We start from the raw sequence: 19,206 nt of genomic DNA, 5'->3' as shown, positions 1-19,206 counted from the left end.
AAACTTGGATGATTATAACTATGGTATGAAGCTAAAAGACAACGCAGTGAACAAGGTATCGCAAGGTTTAGGCTCATGATATTCATGCCTCATAATTTTCTGCTTATATGGCTGGTTCAACTGCTGTCGATTGCGGTAATTGGCGGGGGGGGCTACATTCTCTATGAGTGGTACGAAGGAGAACTTGTAGGAACATTTTACTTAGTGGCTGGGCTAGTAATGGTTCTGTGGACTTTTGGCGGTCGTTTTATCAGTTTGCCAATGCTGCGCCGTCCTGGAGCCGATGAACCTAAGTTTATCCGTAGCAAAACTGTGCAGCGTTTGCCACGACCGGATGGTAGTGTACTGCAAGTAGAGTTTTTTGGCCCTGAAGATGGTCAACCGATTATTTTGTCACACGGTTGGGGGCCAAATAGTACTGTATGGTATTATGCCAAACGACAACTGAGCGATCGCTTCCGAGTAATTGTCTGGGATCTACCAGGGTTAGGAAAATCCTCAAAACCGAAAAATAACGACCACTCTATAGAAAAATATGCCCGTGACTTAGAAGCTGTTATCGCCATAGCAGGGGATAAACCTGTTATTTTGATAGGACACAGCATGGGCGGGATGATTAACCTCACATTTTGTAGGCTGTTTCCAGAGCAATTAGGGAGTCGGGTGGCTGGCTTAATTCTTGTGGATACTACTTACACCAATCCGGTTAAAACCTGTATATTTAGTAATTTGGTACGTAAATTACAAAAGCCAATACTTGAACCTGTGCTGTACCTAACTACTGTGCTGTGGCCAATTTTTTGGTTGATGACTTGGCTTTCGTATTTGAATGGTTCGCTGTACATTACCGTAGAACTGTCTGGATTTACGGGTACTGAAACACGGGGTCAACTAAATTTTGCAGGTTTCTTATCAGCATTGGGTTCGCCTGGTGTTCTGGCTCGTGGCACACTGGCAATGTTCAACTTTGATGAAACAGACACACTTGCGACTATTAAGGTTCCTGTGTTGGTTGTTTGCGGCGGTTTAGATATAGCAACTAAACCTGTGGCGAGCGATCGCATGAAAGCTGAATTGCAGAACTCTCAACGAGTTACCATTAACCCAGGCGGACACATGGCATTAATGGAGCAAAACCAGCAGTTTTCCGAAGCGGTTAGCGCGTTTTGTGCCGACTGCTCAAACTCAAGTGTTTATCCTTAAAATTCTACCTCTTCTCGCTCCTGACCCGTAGTTCCAACTTTATCTAAACTTTTTGCCGCCCAAAAAGTTGTTTCAATGTATTTAGTAAGTTGTGCAACAGTTGGTGCTGCAAACAAATTGCGTACAGGTACATCTATTTGAAAAGTATCGCGGATTCGAGAAATTAACTGAGTCGCCAAGAGAGAATGACCACCTAATTCAAAGAAATTGTCGTGGATACCTACTTGCTCTTTTCCCAAGACTTTAGCCCAAATTTGGGCAAGTAACTCTTCAACTTGCGATCGCGGTGCCACATAATCTTGATTATTGAAAGAAATTGTATCAGGCATGGGTAAAGCACGCCGATCCACTTTGCCATTAGGTGTTAAAGGTAGAGATTCCAGGATCACATAAGCTCTTGGCATCATGTATTCTGGTAACTTTTCTTTCAGTAATTGGCGAAGTAAAGATGCAAAGCTTTGCACCTCTTGCATCGGTATCTGTTCCTGATTTGGAACAACATAAGCTATCAAGTACTTATCATCAGGTACATCCTCACCAACAATGACAACAGTTTCTCTCACTGCTGGATATTGATTCAACACCGCTTCAATTTCTGACAACTCAATGCGGAAGCCACGGATCTTTACTTGATTGTCAATGCGACCTAAAAATTCAATATTGCCATCTGGTAAATAACGAGCTAAATCACCCGTTTTATAGAACCCATTTGACATCTTGTGAGGTTTTGAATTAAGGTACTCCTCAGCATCTAAAATCCAATACTAATGGCGTATTCCAGCAACCTCACTGATGCAGAATGGGAAATTTTTGAACCCTTATTGCAAGAGATATTACCGACTAAGAAGCAGACTCGACCGACCAACTGGCCAAAGCGAGATATCTTCAATGGAATTCTCTATCAACTAAAAAATGGATGCAATTGGCAAGACTTACCTAAAGACCTCCCCCCTTATTCCACTGTATATTGGCACTACAAACAGTGGCGAGCAGCCGGGGTATTTGAGGAACTGATGAGTGTCTTACATGGACAAGTGCGTGAACAGGTAAAAAAAAAACCGCACTGGACGACATTGATCATCATTGACTCCCAAGCAGTGAAAAATACCTGCAACGCCAGTGTGGAGTCGAAAGGTTTTTGCTTCTACAAAGCCACCAACGGTATTAAAAGGCATTTGGCTATTGACACCCTTGGGTTTCCCTTTTTTACGCTCTGTACTCGCGCCAATGTCTCGGATGATGCCGGATTAATTGAGATGTTTACTCTCAACATCGACTACTTCAAGTCAAAACCTATCGATATTCCCAAGATTACTATCCTGCTAGATCATGGGTATCACCCAGAATATTTGACTCAGGAGTTAGAGCGAATTTACCCAGAGATCATGACCAAAATTCAGTTTCAACTTTCTACGAAACCCTCAAAACAAGAGAAAGCGGCACAAGGAAAATCTGGATTTGTTCCGGCAATAGCTAGATGGGTGATCGAACGCTCCAATGCTTGGATGGAGCGCTGTAAAATTCTGGTTAAGAACTTTGAACGAACCCTGGTTAGTGCCACTGCCAAACTCAATATCTGCTTCATCAGGCTAATGATTAAGAGGCTTGCAGCACCTTCTTAGATGTCAAATGGGTTCTATAAAGCCGTGTTTGGGGATTATTGCTAAAAGGATGAGAAATAAAGTGTTTAGTAGTAAGTTCAGGGCGATTGAGATATTCTCGCGCTAGCCCCTTCCCACCGATATATAATTCGCCAGTAACGCCAATAGGCACTAGTTGTAAATAGGTATCTAATATATAAATCTGCGTATTTGTAATCGGAATACCAATAGGTAAAGATGTGGACGATGGTAACTCTTCTACGCAGTAATAAGAGGAAAATGTTGTATTTTCTGTAGGCCCATAAACATGAATTAAGTGTTTTGGCGCACCAGATTGAAGAATTTTTTTAATCCATCTCTTATCAACGGTTTCACCACCAAACAGTAAATATTTCAAGGTCGCAAAAGCTTGCGGAACATCTCTAACAATCTGTTGAAGTAAGGCGGTAGTCAAAAATATAATGTTGATATCTTTTTCTCGTAATTGTAGTGCCAATTCATGAGGCGAAAGGGTTACATCTTTACTAATTCCTACAAGTTGAGCGCCGTTAAGTAGCGCTCCCCAAATCTCGAATGTAGCAGCATCAAAAGAAGCGTTTGAGGCTTGGGCGACTTTATCAGATGGTAACAATTTTATATAGTTAGTATTGCACACTAACCGATTTACAGCTTTGTGAGGTACAGCAACTCCCTTGGGTTTTCCTGTAGAACCAGAGGTGTAAATAATATAGGCTAAACTATCACTATTTAAATCGCTTTTAATATTGTCTTCCTTTTCTTGCGTAATAATTTTCCAGTCTTTATCTATAGAAATAATTGGATTTGAGAAACCTTCAAAATACTTGAGCAAGTTTTCTTGTGTTAGCAACACTGAAACTTGTGCATCTTCAAGCATAAAATTTAGACGCTCTTGAGGATAACTGGAGTCTAATGGAACATACGCTCCCCCTGCTTTAAGAATTCCCAATAACCCGATTATTATTTCTATAGACTGTGAGATACAAATGCCGACTAAAACTTCTGAAGATACTCCGATTTTTTGTAAGTGGTGTGCTAGTTTATTGCTGCGAGTATTCAACTCTTGATAAGTCAGTTGCTCGTTAGCAAAGTTTACTGCTATAGAATCAGGATACTGCTGTACCTTTTCTTCAAACAATTGATGGATACACTTATATTGAGGATAATCTGCTTGGGTGTTATTCCATTTCACCAATACCTGATGTAACTCTGTTTCACTTAATAACGGTAAATTTGCAATTCGTTCTTCTGGATTTGCAACAATAGCTGACAACAGAGTTTTAAAATGTTCCACCATCCGGCTAATAGTAGCTTTATCAAATAAATCTGTGTTGTAAACCATTACGCCTCGAAAACCTTCAGAATACTCCCAATTTCCGCCCCATAAGCTCCTAAAATCCTCAGAACACTTCCACAAATGCAGTTCCAAATCAAAACGTGTTTTTTTCAAGTCAATATTCATGAAGCTAGGTATTAATCCAGGCAGTTCTAGCGCTGACATTGGCGCATTCTGAAAACCAAATACTACTTTAAATAGCGGATGATAGCTCAAGTTACGCTCTGGATGTAGCTCTTCAACTAACTTTTCAAATGGCAAATCTTGGTGGCTGTATGCTCCTAACGTTACTTCCCGGACTCTGCCTAGTAGTTCCCGAAAAGAGGGATTTCCAGATAAGTTGCTACGTAGCACCAAACTATTGACAAAAAAACCAATTATTCCTTCAATTTCGCTGCGATTCCGGTTAGCAATTGGCGAACCTACCGCGATATCTTCTTGGTGTGTATAGCGATAAAGTAATGTTTGAAATGCTGCCAGCAACGTCATAAATAATGTTGCACTTTCTTGCTGTGACAGCTTTTCTAGTGCATCAATTAGCTTGAGCGGTAACTCTAGAAATTGGGTTGCTCCTTGATAGCTTTGTATAGCTGGCCTTGGTTTGTCAGTAGGCAAATGCAGTATGGAAATATCGTTTAATTGCTCCCGCCAGTAAGCTAACTGGGTTTGAAGTACTTCTCCTTGGAGCCACTCGCGCTGCCAGTGAGCAAAATCGGCGTACTGAAGAGGCAGTTCTAATAAAGGAGAAGGCTGGTTTTGTGCAAAAGCTGCGTACAGCGTTCCCAGTTCCCGAATCAGTACCCCCATAGACCAATCGTCGCAGATAATGTGGTGCATATTCAGTAATAGAATATGTTCTGTCTCAGAAAGGACGAGGAGTATTACTTGCAGCAATGGCCCGGAGGATAAATCGAAGGGATGTTCTATCTCTGCGGTAATAATGCACTTTGCTTTAACCTCTTGTTCATCATCTGGCAATTGCTGGAGGTCTAATACAGAAAGAGGTATTGTTAAGCTGGGTGCAATAGCCTGTAGGGGTTGCCCATCCGACACAATAAAAGTTGTGCGTAAGGTTTCGTGGCGACGCACGATTTCGTTAAAAGCCTCTTCTAGTGCGGTTAATTTCAGCGAACCTGTCAAACGAATTACTGTCGGCACATTGTAGATACTATTGTCGGGGATCAACTGATCGAGAAACCATAGCCGTTGTTGAGCAAAAGATGCTGGAAAAACGAAGACTTCTTCAGAAGACATATTGATCCTTATTTTAAATTCTGTGCTTTCTCAATACAAGCTCTTAGCTGTGCGGCGAGAATTGGGATATGTGGTTTTCTCAGCATAGTTAGGTGATTGCCAGGAATATGATGAATTTCTGTTCCTCCTACAGTTAGCTGATCCCAACCCAGACTCGGATCTTCCTTGGCAATGCTTGATTGAACCTTTGTTCTGAAAAGATGAATTCGTTTAGAGTAAGCTTGCGGAACGTAGTTAAGAACTGCTTGGCTATTGGCATAAAAAACATGAAGCATTGGACGAATTGCTAACTCGCTTAAAAGTCTTAACTTGGATTTTTCAGGTATAACGTTAACTGGGGCATCCTCTTTTAGGATGAAGTGAGAGAAGAGATTTGTTTGAAGCGATCGCGTTAGCGACTCCCAAAAGGAGTTTTGCACAATTTTATTAAAATTAGTCAACCGAGAAGTTAAACTATTAATTCGATTCTTAGTGATCGCGATGATTAGATAAAAATAATCGAGGAAAAAGGGCCATATATATCGCGCCACTGTCGTCAGCATAAACTTGAAACCATTACCCAAAGAAGGTATATTGCCTGGAATTGGTGCTAAAGTGTCAAGCACAGCGAGTAAAACTACTTCTTCCCCAGACTTTTGGAGTTGTTGAGCCATTTCAAAAGCAACCCAACCTCCAAAAGACCAACCGCCTAAAAAATAAGGGCCTTTAGGCTGAACTCTACGCAATGCTTCAATGTAGTGAGCAGCCATATCCTCAATGTGAGTTAATGGAGCAGTTTTCCCATCAAGTCCAATAGGTTGTAGCCCATAAAATGGTTGATTTTTTCCCAAATTAGTAGCTAATTCGTAATAAGGAAAAACAACACCAAAAATCGGATGTATGCAGAAAAAAGGTGGGCTTGAACCAGCAGGTTGAATCGGAACTAAGGGCGACCAGGGAAGAGAATCTGCTTTTGAGGATAGAGCAGTTGCTAAACTTTCAATTGTCGGATTTAAAAATAAGCTAGATAGCGGCAATTCGCGCTCAAAATGCTTGTGTATCTGCTTCATCAGGTGTACAGTTAACAGCGAATCTCCTCCCAAGTCAAAGAAGTTATCGTAAATACCCACATGCTCAATATTAAGCACTTCAGCCCAAATTTTTGCTAAGGTTGACTCGGTTGGAGTCCGAGGAGCGATAAATGCTTTATCTATTAAGTGGCTAGTTGGAGTGTTGAGTGCTGTTAGCACATAACGATCTACTTTGCCATTAACTGTTAGCGGCAGAGAATCCAGCATTACAAAAGCTTTTGGGATCATGTATTCTGGCAATTTTTCTTTTAAAAATTTACGTAGTAGAGATGAGAAATTTTGCGTCTCTATATTGGGAACAATATAAGCCACTAAGTACTTATCAGCAAACACGTTTTTTTTAACAATTACTACTACTTTTTGCACACTTTGATGCTGACTCAGGACTGTTTCAATTTCTGACAACTCAACGCGGAATCCACGAATTTTTACTTGATTATCGATGCGTCCTAAAAATTCAATATTACCGTCCGGGCGATACCGAGCTAAATCACCTGTCTTGTAAAGTCGCGCCCCCTTTTTATCACTAAAAGGATTGGGAATAAACTTTTCAATAGTTAATTCAGGGTGATTAAGATAGCCTTGTGCCAATCCCTCACCACTTATATATAATTCGCCAATAATTCCAATTGGTAAAGGTTGTAAATACTTATCTAATATATAAATTTGAGTGTTAGCAATAGGGCGACCAATGGGCGGTTTTTCACTCATAGTACTAATCTCTGCAACGGTTGACCAAACTGTTGCTTCAGTAGGTCCATAAGCATTAAAAAACCGACGCTGAGAGTTCCACCAACGTTTTACAATATCATCGGTACAGGATTCACCTGCACAGATAATAGTTTGCAATGCCGGTAGTGATTCTGTCGGTAGGACTGCTAATACTGCTGGCGGAAGGGTGACGTGAGTAATAGCTTTTTCTCGCAATAATTTTAGCAAAGGTTGTCCGGGTAGAAGAGATTCTTTGTTTGCTAAATAAAGAGTTGCTCCTGTTTGTAGTGCCATGACAATCTCAAAAATTGAGGCATCGAAACTTAATGATGCGAATTGCAGAATGCGGTTAATCGGCTGTATGTTGAAAACCTCAATCTGAGATGCCGCTAAGTTTGACAATCCTCGATGCTGGAGCAAAACACCTTTAGGTTTTCCTGTTGATCCAGAGGTGTAGATAACATAAGCTAGGTTGTCAAATGTTACGCAGCTAGTTGGATTTTCTTGGCTGTTTTGTGTAATAGTTGCCCAATCTTTATCTATGTAAACTATAGACAAGAGATCCCCCCAACCCCCCTTAAAAAGAGGGGCTAAAGAGCAATGAGTGAGCAAGATTGAAACTTGTGCATCTTCTAGGATGAAGTTAAGACGTTCTTGAGGTAGGCTCGGATCTAAAGGCAGGTATGCTCCACCTGCTTTGAGAATGCCTAATAGGGCGACGATCGCTTCTGGGGATCGCTCTACGCAAATACCTACTAAAACGTTAGGGACTACCCCCAATTTTTTCAGATAATGTGCAAGTTGGTTGCTGCGTATATTTAACTCTTTGTAGCTGAGTTGTTCATCGTCAAAAACTAGTGCGTAGGCGTAGCCCGTCGCAGACATCGCGGAGCGTGTGTTTAACGCAATCGCATCGGGAGTTTTCTCTACCTGTGCTTCAAATAACTTATGAAAACACTTGTTCTCTGGATCGTCTCGTTTAGTGTCATTCCAATCAATTAATAACTCTTGTCGTTCTTCTTCAGTAAGCAAAGACAAATCTGAAATCAGCTGTTCTGGATTGGCAACAATGCTTTCTAGCAGTGTTTGGAAATGTCCTAGCATTCGCGTAATGGTTTTGTCATCAAATAAATCGGTGCTATAAACCATTTGTCCTTTCAAACTTTCCAAGTCTTGCCACAAATGGAATTCTAAATCAAGTTTTGCAGTTTTGCTATCGAACTCAAATAGCGAAAGCGTTAACCCAGATAACTCTAGAGTTTCGATAGGAGTGTTTTGTAGGCTAAATACAACCTGAAAAAAAGGATGATAGCTCAAATCTCGCTCTGGGTGAAGTTCCTCCACCAACTTTTCAAAAGGCAAATCTTGATGACTGTATGCTTCTAAAGTTATCTCTCGCACTCGATTCAACAATTCTCGAAACGTCGCCTTGCCTGAGAAATCTGTACGTAACACCAAACTATTGACAAAAAAACCAATTAATCCTTCTAGTTCGCTACGATTGCGATTAGCAATAGGTGAACCAACTGCAATATCCTCTTGCTGCGTGTAGCGATAGAGCAAAGTCTGAAACGCTGCCAGCATTGTCATGAACAAGGTAACGCCTTCTTGGGAACTCAGTGCCTCTAGCGCTTGAGTTAAGGAGTGTGGTAGCTCTAAAAATTGTTTTGCACCCCTGTAGCTAGGAACTGCTGGTCTTAGTCGGTCGGTGGGGAGATTCAATACCGAAATCCCGTTTAATTGCTTTTGCCAATAAACTAACTGGCTTTGTAGGGGCGAGGTGCCGTTTGCTGCCACTCCTTGTAGCCACTCCCGTTGCCATTGAGCGAAATCTGCATATTGAATGGGTAGTTCTGGTAGGAGCGTAGATACGGAGTAGCTAGTCGTCAGACATCGCTTATCCCCTGCCAAGGCTTTGTATAATACCCCCAATTCTTTAATTAGCACTCCAATTGACCAGCCATCAGCAACTATGTGATGTAGATTTAGCAGGAACAGATATTCTGCTTCATCCAGTTGCAGCAGTTTTACTCGCAGCAATGGCCCAGTTGTGAGATTGAAAGGATGTTGAGCCTCTTGGGTTACGATTTGCTGCACTCGTGTGTCGCGTTCTGGGCTGTCGAAATTGCGTAGGTCTATTAAGGGAAGAGGTATGGTTAAGCTAGGTGAAATCGCCTGTACTGGTTGCTGCTCTACCATAACAAACCTAGTACGTAACGTTTCGTGGCGACGTACAATTTCGTTGAATGTCTGCTTTAAGGCGGTGAAGTTGACGGAACCTGTCAGGTGAAGTACTGTTGACACGTTGTAAAATGGATTCCCCGGTGCTAACTGGTCGAGAAACCACAATCGCTGCTGGGCGAAAGAAGTGGGAAAAACGAAAACCTCTGCTTCCTCAGAAAAATTAAGTTCTTCATCATCTGTGAGACTACTGTAAATATACTGGCTCATAAGTGAATGGCAAACAGTTGTGGTGGAATTTGTGGAAACTTTTTCTCAGCCCATCTTGTTGTCAATCCTTCGATAGGAGTTTAGCTTTGAAGAACTAATGGTTCTCGAACCAGTAAATCGGTTATCAGTGATGCCCATTTCAGAACCAGGGGAGGAGGAAGATTTTGGCAATGAAAATTTCTTAAATGCCCGCTTAAAAGAGAGATAGTTCTTCTGACGAGACATTTCCCCTCCATCGCATATAAAACTGAGGTGACAAGCTGTGCATAAGCCCAGATTTCCTGCTTGTGAGAAATCCGGGTGATAAATTATTGCTAAGTGGTGCAAAATTAGCTGTGGGTGTCGAGTAAATCCAGTAAGAAATGTGTTTTCCTGATAGATTAGCCATATTTTTTCAAGATAGTGTTCGATAAAGGCAATACTTTGATAACAGAATTAGTCTTCAAAACAAGATTTCAAGACTTAGTTTTACTTGCTTACAGCACTTCCGGCAGCTATGAGGTACATCCTAAAAGCTGAAAGCAATGATAGGAGAGGGGCAAGGAGAAAACTATATTGTATAATAGCCGGAAGCACTGTAGTTATTTAAATTTTCAGGAATGAGGCACAACTTTTTCTTAATTACGATTTATCCCAAAATTTTTCATATTTATATTTAAAATAGGCGTATTAACATAGAAAATAAAAGTATCTTACGAATAAGTTTTATTGATAAATTAGAAGATATATATCAATCTTAAGGCATAGATCGACCAGTAGGGCAAATGCATCCAACCGACCTTCCGCACTCTAAAGAACTCTTGCAAAAGTTTTTTGTGATATGATTAAGTCTTTGGCCTTTGGCAAATTTGCGATTAAGACTTTGATTATGTAAGAAGAAGAAAAAGGACTTATACAAAACGTCTTGCACACAAAATAATACAAGAGGTTTTAGAAAAAGATATTCACTGTAAATTAAGTCAGAATTCGGAATTCGGAAGTCGGAAGTGAATCAATACTTGTCGGGTTTTGGAGGAAAGGGACTCATGTTAAAGAGGAAAAAACTTATATATTGAGCCTTCCACTCCTTTTGCACAAACCCAATTTTTAACCGAGTAGTATTAGGAAGTGAATTACCTCCGACTTGCGACTTATGAATGCTGTACAATGCTGTTGTTACTGGTCATAGTTTCTGAGCTTTTCACCCAGACATTTTGGTTGTGATAAAAATCACCACGCTGTTCTAGTGTAAACCCACCCAGCAATAATCCCAACCATACTTCTACCATCGGCATTTGCAACACACGTTGCAGTTTAACTAAAGAAATCTCATCTTTGACATTGATCAGGTAGTTAGCGATCGCGCTCTGCCATTTTTGCACATCCTCATCTGATGCCAAATTGCGGACATCTTCTAAAGTTGTCACCTCATCGAGCATTGCCAAAACATTCGCTTTTTCAACAGGTGCTACTACAGAATTACCCAACTCAGTAGGATATGAAAATTGGTGTGGGGCGTGTGGTTTAAAGGTTTGTGGTGTTTGCGGTTCAATCAAATCATCTAAATCTAAGTGCATTGTTGTCCGCACTAAACCAGCAAAGAGATCGGTGCTAACAATTGGCCCCTTTGGGCTATTGAGATCGCGGGTATCTTGCAACAGCACTTCGGCACGAGACTTAAGAATATCCGCAATTTGACTGAAGGCAAGCGCTGCGGTTAATAACTGTGCCTCCAAGGGTAATTTTTCAAGCTCCGCATCCAAACATTCCCACATCGGTGCTAGTGTTGATGTCGTTGGAGATTCGGACAACTCATCAAGCACATCCCAAATTGTTAATTGGTGGTATGTGGTCATTGCTACAATTCAGGATTTAACGGGCAGGGTCTCACTGGGCAGTAGCTTGAGCTAATCTCAAACATATCCTTATATGGGAGCAACGCGATTTGGTGAGGTCACATAAAAAACGTGCGATCGCTAAAAACCAGATGCTACGTACTGATTCTATTTATTACATTTACTTCTAGTATTCTTGCTTAAGACAAGTGGTTTTTTGATTCTAAGAGATAAAAATAACTCCTTTTTTTGAGACAAAAAAAGGTAGGATTCCCGAATAGTAAAGGTTTTGATATCTCACATCAAAACAGGGAATACCTACACTCAATGAAAAATAATATCTATTCTACTTTCGATTTAAGCAAATCTTTGTCAGACTTTCAAGAAAAAGTTACGAAACTTTTAGAAGTAACGAACATCCTAGAATGGGATGGACTAATTTTCAAAGAAAGAGAAGAAAAAATTAGGGAATCTGCTCTAATTCTAGCAGGAGAATGTATTGCGTTATTGCTGAATCAACTGTCTAAATCTCAAGAAATTTTGGACAAAGCAATGCAGCAGACCCAGGGATGGTGGCACAATAAAACACAAAAACATGGTTCTAAAAAGCGACAAATATTAACCTGTGGTAATGTTAAATTTACTTTAAAATTACCGTATGTAGTTGAACGCCAAAATCAACCAAATAAAAATAAACAATCTTTGCATGGAAGTGTTGAAAATGTTTGCTCAACTTATAGTTTCTCAATCATATTTTTGCTCAACTTATGCTTTCAATACTCTTCTGTTTGCTTGTTCCTTCTGACGGGATTAATACTGTTTCAAGCAATCTGTTGCTCAACTTATGCTTTCAGAGTTGCTCATTTTATAATTACAGTGACAGCCCCTTCACCCTCTGGATAGCTGTCACGCTCTTCTGGGTGTTCTAAGTTGTCAATTTCCATTTAGTCGCTCCTTTTGGCAACCCGATCGCCCCTCATCCCCCCCACCACCCCACGATCGCCACTCCATGAAGAATAAGTGCGATCGCTCTAACAGCAAAAACCGCCCTCACCTCTACTGGCAGGACGGTTTATGGATTTTCTGATTCTGTTTCCTCGGACTGTGCTAGAGCGAGAATCTGACTCCTTAGCTCCATAGCTTCCGTGCGGAATTTTTCTTCTAGTCTTTTGCTTTCGTCTAGTCGCGCCTGTAACCGATCTTGATGGGCATGAACGTACTGATAATGGGTATCCTCTAACTGATCAAGGCGCTGGAGGATTTTCCCAGCAGGCGTATCTCCGTACTCGATATTTGTCCCAGGGGACGTTTCGGTGTTGCTGGAAACGTCCCCTGGCAATTTTTAGCTGAGTTTTTAGCGATCGCAGTTGCTGTTAAGGAGGAAGTGCGATCGCCGCTCAAATCACAAAGGCAGTCGATTTAAGCAGATGCACAACATTATATCGGTTCCCACTGTGTTTAGTTGTAAAACACCCACCGCCGGATGGATAAACTTCGCCCAAGTCCGCCAACTGCAATTTGACGAATTGCCCAACCCAATTGCAGTGGTCACCTGGCACAACGGCGATATCCAGAATTTTTTCGGCGAGAATGCCACAGCCATTATGCAAGCTTGGCTTGAAGCCGGTAGTAATTACCGTTTCAAAAACCGCAGAATCTCATGACCAAACACGACACCTGGGTGAAACTCAAACCCGGTAACCCTTATGAACCAATCTTAGATTTATTCCCCGACGGGATGATACCCATGCGCGATCCTTTTCCCCTGGAGCGCGTGACCACAGCTTTAGGTGAACAAGTGGCGCTGTGGATAGTGGATTTAGAGCGCCTGAGTAGCGTTCAATCTATTGCCCTAGCCCAAACCATTGCCCACCACTGCGGTGCTGACCCAAGTGAGGTGGCACAAGAAGCAACCGCGGTGGGTGGCTTTTCTATGAAGCATGAGTGGATTGAGTCTATGGAATGTGGACCAGAAGGGTTTCAAAGGCAGAAAGAACTGGCTGATTTTTTGGAAGCTGCACCACAACCACCATCTGGTAGGGCTTTCAACGAATTCTATAACAACCAACGCGCGAGGTGGATCTGGAATAAAACTAGGAATAAAGCATCTACTTTATATCCGGCTTTTTACTCCAATCCCAATGTTAAAAAGAAGCAAAAATCAGCTTTTGACTTTGCTGATTATGTAGCAGAAATCAAGCCTGATTACGCAATCCTAGAACCAACCGGAAACCACTATTCCAGATTGTGGGCATCCATTCTCAATAAATTAGAAATCAAAATTCTGTGGGTTGGTCACGTCGAATTGCGGCGTTATCGCGGGGGTAAAAACCTCCCGAATAAAAGTGACCCCGCAGATGCTTTGGCTATGGCTGCCTACGGACATGACCCAGATCACCGACTGGAGACTGGGGAATTAAATCTGAGGTATTTCCTCATGCATCGCCCCGAACCCATTGATGAACTTCGCGACCTCTGCCAACAGCTTGAACACCTTAACCGGGTGCAGTCACCGATCGCCAATTATGGCAGACAGCTTTTATCTTGGCAGTTCCCCGAAGTAGCCCACACCAAGAGTGTATCTAGTAAACCAGGCTTGTTACCCCCCCTGTGGGCATGGTTAGCCAAGAGATTGGAAATTTCCCCCGCTGGCAAAACTCGACTTGACAATCTGTACAAAAAATCAATTGCTCACGAATATGGAATTACAATTGATTCCATCCTGGAACTGCACGCTGATTGGATGTGCGATATCTCATTCTATGAGCAGCGCTTAGAGGCAAGAATCGTTGAAATGCTCTCTGAGGAAGCATTCAAGCCTTACATGAAGGTGTTTGATAATTTCGGTTTTGGTTTACGAGTGCGATCGCGTTTACTCACCAGAATTTACCCCTTTGAGTCATTCCTGGGTGTAAACGGTAAACCCGTGATTGAGTATGAGGTTCGGGAGGTTAAAAAAACTGAGCGCGATCGTCAAAACGGAGAAACCATTGTCAAGCGCTTAGCTGGTGAGACAAAACGGATTAAACGTAACCGCAGCCGCGACATTTTTAAAATGAGATTAGGAATGGGTACCGTTTTAGAACAGTCGGGGGATGGACTTGTTGAAAAGGCTAGCGGTTCGCAGTTGTGTCGAATTAGCTTATGGCAGTACGTCTTAACGGGCGTGGAAACTGGCAGGCTACCAAAAAATGAACTGACCAAGGAATTAATCAACTACCGCGACTCACTCAAGGCTAATGTTAGTGAACAAAGTCAGAAGCTGCTAGGCGGTAAGCACATCCAAGGTAAGCTCATGAGTAAGGTTGTAAACCTATTGTTTGGTGAATTGTGTAAAATGATCTGATGTACTAACCCTTCATTTGTATAAAGGGTTTTAAAATTCAATAAACTTTCAGTTACCCTGAAAACATTCTGGAGACAAAACCACGGTTTACGCACGTCCTTTAGCACGGTTAATTGAGCAATTGCAACGCTTGCCGGGAGTTGGGCCCAAATCTGCCCAGCGACTGGCTTTGCATATTTTGAAGCGACCAGAAGCAGAAGTAGAAGCATTAGCACAAGCTTTGGTAGAGGCAAAAAAACAGATCGGTTTGTGTTCTGTCTGCTTTCACTTATCTGCTGAGCCAGTTTGTGAAATTTGCCGCAATGTCAACCGTGATAACAGTACTATTTGTGTAGTAGCTGATTCTCGTGATGTAATTGCGCTGGAAAAAACCCGCGAGTACAAGGGCAAGTATCACGTTTTGGGTGGGGTGATTTCTCCCATTGATGGAATTGGCCCAGAACAGTTGAACATTGAAGCTTTGGTGCGCCGGGTGAGTAAGCAACAACCCCAAGAAGTGATTTTGGCAATTAGTCAGAGTGTGGAAGGGGAGACAACGACACTGTATCTCGGTCAGCTGCTGAAGCCATTTACTAAGGTGACACGAATTGCCTTTGGTTTACCAGTGGGTGGTGATTTGGAGTACGCTGACGAAGTGACTTTGGCAAGAGCCTTAGAAGGACGCCGGGAATTAGATTAGATTTTGACTTTTAGTAATTTAATAAGCAAAAACAGATATTGCTTTCTCAAACTGGGGTTTGCTTTCTCAAACTGGAGTTTGCTTTCTCATTTCAGTAGATTTAGCAAGCAAAAACAGATATTGCTTTCTCAAACTGGAGTTTGCTTTCTCATTTCAGTAGATTCAGCAAGCAAAAGCAGATATTGCTTTCTCAAACTGGAGTTTGCTTTCTCAAACTGGGGTTTGCTTTCTCATTTCAGTAGATTCAGCAAGCAAAAACAGATATTGCTTTCTCAAACTGGGGTTTGCTTTCTTATTTCAGTAATTTCATCTTGGGCATCTGTGGAATAGGCTTACCCAGTATTTAGAATTGTTGCCCGATCAAATCTGCAATCGAGGTCAGTAGTTGATTTGGTTGTACTGGTTTGGCAACGTGTTTTTGAAAGCCAGCTGCCAAAACTCGATCGCGATCGCTTTCTCCCACATAAGCCGTCAGAGCGATCGCCAGAATTTCTCCACCCTGCTCTTTTGGCATTGCTCTGATCTCCTTTATCAAATCATAGCCATCCATCTCAGGCATTGCTAAATCACTGATTAATAAATCAGGTACATTCTGTCCTATGGCAGCCAAGGCTTCAGTTGCCGATGCGGCGATAGTTATCAGTGCCCCATTTTGTTGCAGCAAGAAAGACACAAACTCCCTAGTATCAGCATCATCATCAACAATTAATACCCGTAGTCCATTGAACAGTGAGGAATTAAATCTCTCCCCTGCTCCCCTGCTCCCCTGCTCCTCTGCCCTATTCTCCTTCATCACGGGTAGTCTGACAGTAAAAATTGCTCCCTGTCCAATTCCTGGACTATCGGCGATCGCACTACCACCATGCAACTCCACCAAATGGCGAACTATTGCTAATCCCAGTCCTAATCCACCAAATTTCCTGGTTGTACTGCTATCAGCTTGACGAAAATATTCAAACACGTGGGGTAGGAATTCGGCTGAAATACCTTGACCTGTGTCTTTGACTTGAATCACTACCCAGTGGGAAGTCAAATCACGACTCAATGAAAGGCTAACTTCCACTGTTCCATGAGAGGGAGTAAACTTGACAGCATTGGAGACTAAATTCCCCACAACTTGCTGTAAACGATAAAAATCACCAGAAACTTTACCCACATTCTGGTCAAACTGGGTTTTTATTTGGATGGATTTGGTTTCTGCAATTAACCGGACTGTTTCCAAGGCAGCATTAATTACAGCTACCGGGTTGACAGGCGCAAAAGTCAAATTCAGCTTACCGCGAATAATTCGGGACACATCCAGCAACTCATCAATTAATTGAATCTGCAATTGAGTGTTTCTTTCGATGGTCTCCAAGGCACGATTTGTAGTAACTTCATCAAACTTGCGGCTTCTGAGTAGAGATGACCACCCCAGAATCGGGTTGAGGGGCGATCGCAATTCGTGGGAGAGAATGGCGAGAAACTCATCTTTATTGCGGTTTGCTTGTTTGAGTTCCTCTGCTTGTTGCCTCAGTGCTTTTTCTAATTGCTTTCTGGGGGTGAGGTCAAGAATAAAACAGACCCAAGACATGGGCGATCGCTCCACCAAGGCACCACCAATTAATATGGGAATGCGGGAACCATCCTTGCGGATGTATTCTTTTTCATAAGCACTACATACCCCAACTTGAAAAAGTTGCTCTAGCCCTTGCTCATCAAGAGGATAATATTCAGGCGGAGTGATATTTTTTCTGCGGATCTTACCTGCCAATAAATCCTCTCGCGTATAACCTACCATTTCTAGAAAAGCTTCGTTTGCCTCAAAAATGTAGTCAGGAGTAGCGAACATAATGCCAATAATGTTGGAATCAACTAGCCGCCTTAATTGAGTTTCGCGTTGGCGCAAAGCATTTTCTGCCTGTTTGCGCTGGGTAATATCTTGGGCAGTACCCATCAACTTTACTGGTTTTCCATCGGCATCATAAAAAACACGACCTTTGGCATCAATCCAATGAATGCTACCATCAGGCCAAACAATGCGGTATTCAATATCACAATCAACTTTTTCTTCCAGAGAACGGCCGATTCCTTCCTCGATGAATTGGCGGTCTTCTGGATGGACACAGTTGAGGAAAACCTCATGGCTAATTTCGGTTTCTGGCGATAGTCCAAACAGCTGCTGACATTTCTCCGTCCAAATTAACTCATTGGTGGTGAGATTCCAAAACCACATACCAACTTCAGCAGCGGTAGTTGCTAATCGAATCCGTTCTTCACTTTCCCGCAGTTTTGTTTCAGCTTGCTGGCGATCGTGTAGTGCAGCTTGCTGTTCGGTAATATCAGTAGTAGCACCAACTACCCTGACTACCTGACCATTTGCATCGCGGACAGCAAACCCCTGGTCTTCCACCCACAAATAGCGGCCATCTTTGTGACGCACCCGATATTTGACGCGATAACGGTTTCCATTGGCCATACTAGTCATGAATTCGTCATCGACCATTTGTTGGTCATCAGGGTGGATGCGTTCTCGCCACCACTCCAAGGTAGGTTTAGCTTCTTCTTGGGTGTAGCCAAAAACCTGGGTTAGACCCTGAGTTCTTTCGACGCTATTTCTCTGAATTTCCCAGTCGTAAATTAGGCAATTAACTGCTGCCGCTGCTAGTTCAAACCTTTCGTTACTTTGGCGCAGGGAAATTTCTGTGCGTCGTCGGTCTGTAATATCGAAAGCGATCCCTAAAATATGATGTGTTAATCCCTCAGCAGTTCTGCTGTACACAGTGTCATAGCTAAAAAACCAGCGCCACTCTCCATTAGCGTGTCGAATTTGGTATTCAAAACTGAGGACTTCCCCGTTATCGACAGAATTAAATTTTTCCAGATAGCTAGGGAGTCGAGCTAAATCTTCAGGGTGTAGAAGTTGAATAAACAACTCAGTTCCCATAGCTTGGATTTGTTCTGGTGTGTAGCCCCAAACTTCAGCAATTTCATAATTAACGTAACAATTTCGCTGCTCAATTACGTCATAGATGTATAGTATGCCCGGAAGAGTGCCAGCAATTTGTTGAAACAGACGTAGACTATCCCAGCGTGACCGAAAATCATCTACCTCAATTGCTTTAGTATCTTGGGCTAAGCTACTGTTATCCTCAACCTGAAGATGTTGAGATTCAGTAATATCCGAAAAAGTTGTGACGATCGCGTAGGGAGTAGTTTCTGTAAGCTGAAATAGCGGTTGTGAAGATAATAAAAGCCAGACTAGCTGACTATTGGGCTTATAAAAGCCACACACGATATTCAAACAAGGTTTACCCGTTTTCAGGGCAACCATAGCTGGGTGAATTTCACTGAGCAAAGGCGAGCCATTTTCATCAATAAATTGCCATTTGGGTTCGAGCAAATTTTGCCCCACAAACTCCTCAGTTGTCACTCCCAGAATCTTCTCAACAGCGGCATTACAAGCCTGAATACTGCCATCAGATAACAGAAGAATCATTCCTTCTTCTTTAGTGGCTACCAACGAATAATTTAATTCTTTATTAACTTGCCGATACAGCAGCTTGTCACTAGCCAGCTGGTTTTGGGATTTTTCCGCGTCTGGCATTCTATTAAAGTTAAAGAAATTTAAAGTGAATAAATATAAGATTCAGTGGCTCATGTTTACATAAATTTTAGGGCAAATTCTTCTACCTGAAAGGTGAAGATGACAGTGATTGGGCATGAGGGAGTGAGGGGAGATGA

Annotated in this window: 9 protein-coding genes and 3 pseudogenes; 6 read left to right on the top strand and 6 right to left on the bottom strand. The window is 42.1% G+C overall.

The window, feature by feature from the left end:
• Positions 1 to 84: 84 nt before the first annotated feature.
• Positions 85 to 1,203: an alpha/beta fold hydrolase gene (locus IQ276_RS11125; protein WP_228042792.1), complete on the top strand. Its 1,119-nt coding sequence runs from the start codon at positions 85 to 87 to the stop codon at positions 1,201 to 1,203.
• Here IQ276_RS11125 and IQ276_RS11120 read toward each other — a convergent pair.
• Positions 1,200 to 1,934 (bottom strand): annotated as a pseudogene (locus IQ276_RS11120) (phosphopantetheine-binding protein); the annotation flags it as partial. The gene IQ276_RS11125 and the pseudogene IQ276_RS11120 sit on opposite strands and share 4 nt — an antisense overlap.
• Positions 1,935 to 1,970: 36 nt before the next feature.
• Between IQ276_RS11120 and IQ276_RS11115 the strand changes: the two are divergent.
• Positions 1,971 to 2,825, top strand: a complete 855-nt coding sequence (locus IQ276_RS11115) for an IS5 family transposase (RefSeq protein WP_235115308.1) — start codon at positions 1,971 to 1,973, stop codon at positions 2,823 to 2,825.
• Here the strand turns inward: IQ276_RS11115 and IQ276_RS11110 are convergent.
• The 3 genes from IQ276_RS11110 to IQ276_RS11100 form a co-directional block, all read right to left on the bottom strand.
• Positions 2,800 to 5,412, bottom strand: coding sequence for a non-ribosomal peptide synthetase (locus tag IQ276_RS11110; protein WP_228043003.1), 2,613 nt, complete (start codon positions 5,410 to 5,412; stop codon positions 2,800 to 2,802). The genes IQ276_RS11115 and IQ276_RS11110 overlap by 26 nt on opposite strands.
• 8 nt (positions 5,413 to 5,420) lie before the next feature.
• Entirely contained in the window at positions 5,421 to 9,644 is a 4,224-nt protein-coding gene (locus IQ276_RS11105) for a non-ribosomal peptide synthetase (protein ID WP_193916212.1), read from the bottom strand.
• Positions 9,645 to 10,774: 1,130 nt separating this feature from the next.
• Positions 10,775 to 11,479 (bottom strand): hypothetical protein, encoded by a 705-nt coding sequence (locus tag IQ276_RS11100; RefSeq protein ID WP_235115586.1) that lies wholly within the window; start codon positions 11,477 to 11,479, stop codon positions 10,775 to 10,777.
• 306 nt (positions 11,480 to 11,785) lie between these two features.
• On the opposite strand from IQ276_RS11100, the pseudogene IQ276_RS11095 reads away from it, so the two are divergent.
• Positions 11,786 to 12,166, top strand: a pseudogene (locus IQ276_RS11095) (ISLre2 family transposase); the annotation flags it as partial.
• A 364-nt stretch (positions 12,167 to 12,530) separates the two neighbouring features.
• Here IQ276_RS11095 and IQ276_RS11090 read toward each other — a convergent pair.
• Positions 12,531 to 12,797 carry a hypothetical protein gene (locus IQ276_RS11090; RefSeq protein WP_193916206.1) on the bottom strand — a complete coding sequence of 89 codons (267 nt, stop codon included), beginning with the start codon at positions 12,795 to 12,797 and terminating at the stop codon, positions 12,531 to 12,533.
• Between the two features lie 88 nt (positions 12,798 to 12,885).
• Between IQ276_RS11090 and IQ276_RS11085 the strand changes: the two genes are divergently transcribed.
• The 3 genes and pseudogenes from IQ276_RS11085 to recR all read left to right on the top strand — a co-directional run.
• Positions 12,886 to 13,122 (top strand): hypothetical protein, encoded by a 237-nt coding sequence (locus IQ276_RS11085; protein ID WP_193916215.1) that lies wholly within the window; start codon positions 12,886 to 12,888, stop codon positions 13,120 to 13,122.
• The gene (locus IQ276_RS11080; RefSeq protein ID WP_228043001.1) at positions 13,119 to 14,804 is read left to right on the top strand and encodes an IS110 family transposase; all 1,686 of its coding nucleotides are present in this window, start codon (positions 13,119 to 13,121) and stop codon (positions 14,802 to 14,804) included. Before IQ276_RS11085 ends, IQ276_RS11080 begins: the two co-directional genes overlap by 4 nt.
• Before the next feature lie 82 nt (positions 14,805 to 14,886).
• Positions 14,887 to 15,483, top strand: a pseudogene (recR, locus tag IQ276_RS11075) (recombination mediator RecR); the annotation flags it as partial.
• A 343-nt stretch (positions 15,484 to 15,826) separates the two neighbouring features.
• Here recR and IQ276_RS11070 read toward each other — a convergent pair.
• On the bottom strand, positions 15,827 to 19,069 hold the full coding sequence (locus tag IQ276_RS11070) for a PAS domain-containing hybrid sensor histidine kinase/response regulator (protein ID WP_193916203.1): 3,243 nt from the start codon (positions 19,067 to 19,069) through the stop codon (positions 15,827 to 15,829).
• Positions 19,070 to 19,206: the final 137 nt, after the last annotated feature.

The organism is Desmonostoc muscorum LEGE 12446 (genome assembly GCF_015207005.2).
In the GTDB taxonomy this organism is placed as follows: domain Bacteria; phylum Cyanobacteriota; class Cyanobacteriia; order Cyanobacteriales; family Nostocaceae; genus Nostoc; species Nostoc muscorum.
This window is presented reverse-complemented; position numbering and strand designations above follow the sequence as displayed.

Coding starts and splice junctions, on each gene's coding strand:
- IQ276_RS11125 (WP_228042792.1), top strand. CDS start 85: ATGCCTCATAATTTTCTGCTTATATGGCTGGTTCAACTGCTGTCGATT.
- IQ276_RS11080 (WP_228043001.1), top strand. CDS start 13,119: ATGACCAAACACGACACCTGGGTGAAACTCAAACCCGGTAACCCTTAT.
- IQ276_RS11115 (WP_235115308.1), top strand. CDS start 1,971: ATGGCGTATTCCAGCAACCTCACTGATGCAGAATGGGAAATTTTTGAA.
- IQ276_RS11070 (WP_193916203.1), bottom strand. CDS start 19,069: ATGCCAGACGCGGAAAAATCCCAAAACCAGCTGGCTAGTGACAAGCTG.
- IQ276_RS11085 (WP_193916215.1), top strand. CDS start 12,886: ATGCACAACATTATATCGGTTCCCACTGTGTTTAGTTGTAAAACACCC.
- IQ276_RS11105 (WP_193916212.1), bottom strand. CDS start 9,644: ATGAGCCAGTATATTTACAGTAGTCTCACAGATGATGAAGAACTTAAT.
- IQ276_RS11100 (WP_235115586.1), bottom strand. CDS start 11,479: ATGACCACATACCACCAATTAACAATTTGGGATGTGCTTGATGAGTTG.
- IQ276_RS11110 (WP_228043003.1), bottom strand. CDS start 5,412: ATGTCTTCTGAAGAAGTCTTCGTTTTTCCAGCATCTTTTGCTCAACAA.